This is a genomic window from Pseudomonas agronomica (assembly GCF_025917275.1).
Taxonomy (GTDB): Bacteria; Pseudomonadota; Gammaproteobacteria; order Pseudomonadales; family Pseudomonadaceae; genus Aquipseudomonas; species Aquipseudomonas agronomica.
Genome location: NZ_JAOSHO010000621.1, coordinates 1 through 2,588 on the forward strand (window position 1 = coordinate 1; position 2,588 = coordinate 2,588).

The window sequence follows — 2,588 nt, forward strand, 5'->3', positions numbered from 1 at the left end:
AGCTATCGATCAGGCGCCACCGAGTCAAGCGTGCACCAACTCCCCATGCTCCTCGGCATCCAGCAATGCCTTGTCAGTCTGCTGCATCACCTGGCTGGTGATCGCCCCGGCGGTGATCGAGCCACTGACGTTCAACGCGGTGCGGCCCATGTCGATCAGCGGCTCCACCGAGATCAGCAGCGCCACCAGTGAAACCGGCAAACCCATGGCCGGAAGCACGATCAGCGCGGCAAACGTCGCGCCACCACCGACACCGGCCACGCCCGCCGAACTCAAGGTCACGATGGCGACCAGCGTTGCGATCCACACCGGGTCCAGCGGATTGATGCCCACCGTCGGCGCGACCATCACCGCCAACATCGCCGGATAGAGCCCGGCGCAGCCGTTCTGGCCGATGGTGGCGCCGAACGAGGCGCTGAAACTGGCGATCGCCCGGGGAATGCCGAGGCGGCTGGTCTGGGCTTCGATGCTCAGCGGGATGGTCGCGGCGCTGGAGCGGCTGGTGAAGGCGAACGTCAGCACGGGCCAGATCTTGCGGAAGAAGCGCAACGGATGGATCCCGGCCGCCGATACCAGCAGACCATGGACCACGAACATCAAGCCCAGCCCCAGGTAAGACACCACCACGAAACTGCCGAGCTTGATGATGTCCTGCAGGTTGGAGCCCGCCACCACTTTGGTCATCAATGCCAATACACCGTACGGCGTCAGTTTCATCACCAAGCGCACCAGACGCGTCACCCAACCTTGCAGGGTGTCGATGGCATTGATCACTTTCTGGCCTTTCTCGGCGTCATCCTTGAGCAATTGCAACGCGGCGACGCCAAGAAATGCGGCGAAAATCACCACACTGATGATCGACGTCGGCTTGGCTCGGGCCAGGTCGGCAAAGGGGTTCTGCGGAATGAACGAAAGCAGCAATTGTGGGATATTCAGGTCGGCGACCTTGCCGGCGTAATCGTTCTGGATCACTTGCAGGCGCGCCAGTTCCTGGGTGCCGGCCACCAGGCCTTCGGCGGTGAGGCCGAACAGGTTGGTCAGGCCGATGCCGATCAGTGCCGCGATGGCGGTGGTGAACAGCAGCGTGCCAATGGTGAGGAAGCTGATCTTGCCCAGGGACGAGGCGTTATGCAGTCGTGCCACGGCGCTGAGGATCGAGGCGAAGACCAGCGGGATCACGATCATTTGCAGCAACTGCACGTAGCCGTTGCCCACCAGGTCGAACCAGCCGATCGACGCCTTGAGCACCGGGTTGCCTGCGCCATAAATCGCGTGCAGGACGATGCCGAACACCACGCCCAGCACCAGCGCCAGCAATACCTTTTTCGCCAGGCTCCAGGTGCCGTGGCGGGTTTGCGCCAGGCCGAACAGCAGCCCGATGAACACCAACAGATTGAGTATCAGCGGCACATTCATGAAATAGCTCCGATAAGACTTTGCCAGCCGCCAAGCGCCGCGACTGTGAGCCGGAAAGCCTAACAGTCTGAAATCTAAAGAATTAATACTAAAAAGGAATGTTTACTGTCGCTTTTGGAATAAGCCGCTGGCGCTCAGGGACATGCTGCTGCCGTTATCGAGACGCAAGCGGTCGCCCACAGGCGAGATTTGTCACAGGCATTTGTTAGCGTCGAACTCTAACCACCTGGGAGTAATGCCGATGAAGCTCGTACCTCACTTGCTCGCTGTCGCCTTAGGCCTGAGCCTCGCCGGCCAAGCGCTCGCCACCGATCTCAAGCACTGGCCGGCGGAGCAGGCCAAGGCCTTGGAGGCCATGATTGCGGCCAATGCCAACAAGGGTAACTACGCGGTGTTCGACATGGACAACACCAGTTACCGCTATGACCTCGAAGAGTCGTTGTTGCCGTTCATGGAGAACAAGGGGCTCATTACTCGGGAAAAACTCGATCCATCCTTGAAGCTGATGCCGTTCAAGGACACGGCGGATCACAAGGAAAGCCTGTTCAGCTATTACTATCGCCTGTGCGAAGTGGACGACATGGTCTGCTACCCGTGGGTGGCCCAGGTGTTCTCCGGCTTCACGCTCAAGGAACTGAAGGGTTATGTCGATGAACTGATGGCTTCCGGCAAACCGGTGCCGACCACCTATTACGATGGCGACAAGGTGGTCCAGTACAACGTCAACCCGCCGAAAGTCTTCACCGGCCAGGCCGAGCTGTACAACAAGCTGATGGAAAACGGCATCGAGGTCTATGTCATGACCGCCGCTTCCGAAGAACTGGTACGCATGGTCGCCTCGGATCCGAAGTACGGCTACAACCTCAAGCCGCAGAACGTGATCGGCGTGACCACGCTGCTCAAGGATCCCAAGACCGGTGAACTGACCACGGCACGCAAACAGATCACTGCCGGCAAGTACGACGAAAAGGCCAACCTGAGCCTGGAATACACCCCGTATCTGTGGACCCCGGCGACGTGGATGGCTGGCAAGCATGCCGCGATCCTGACCTACATCGACGAATGGAAAAAACCGGTACTGGTGGCGGGCGATACGCCGAGCAGCGACGGCTACATGCTGTTCCACGATGTGGACGTGGCCAAAGGCGGCATCCACTTGTGGGTCAACCGCA

General features: G+C 59.7%; 2 protein-coding genes. One reads left to right on the plus strand and one right to left on the minus strand.

All coding sequences use genetic code 11. The annotated features are described in order from the left end of the window. Positions 1-24: 24 nt before the first annotated feature. Entirely contained in the window at positions 25-1,416 is a 1,392-nt protein-coding gene (locus OC610_RS25340) for an L-cystine transporter (protein WP_264431769.1), read from the minus strand. Positions 1,417-1,657: 241 nt separating this feature from the next. Here OC610_RS25340 and OC610_RS25345 point away from each other — a divergent pair. Beyond that, on the plus strand, positions 1,658-2,588 hold a 931-nt coding region (locus tag OC610_RS25345; RefSeq protein ID WP_264431770.1), incomplete at its 3' end, for an HAD family hydrolase.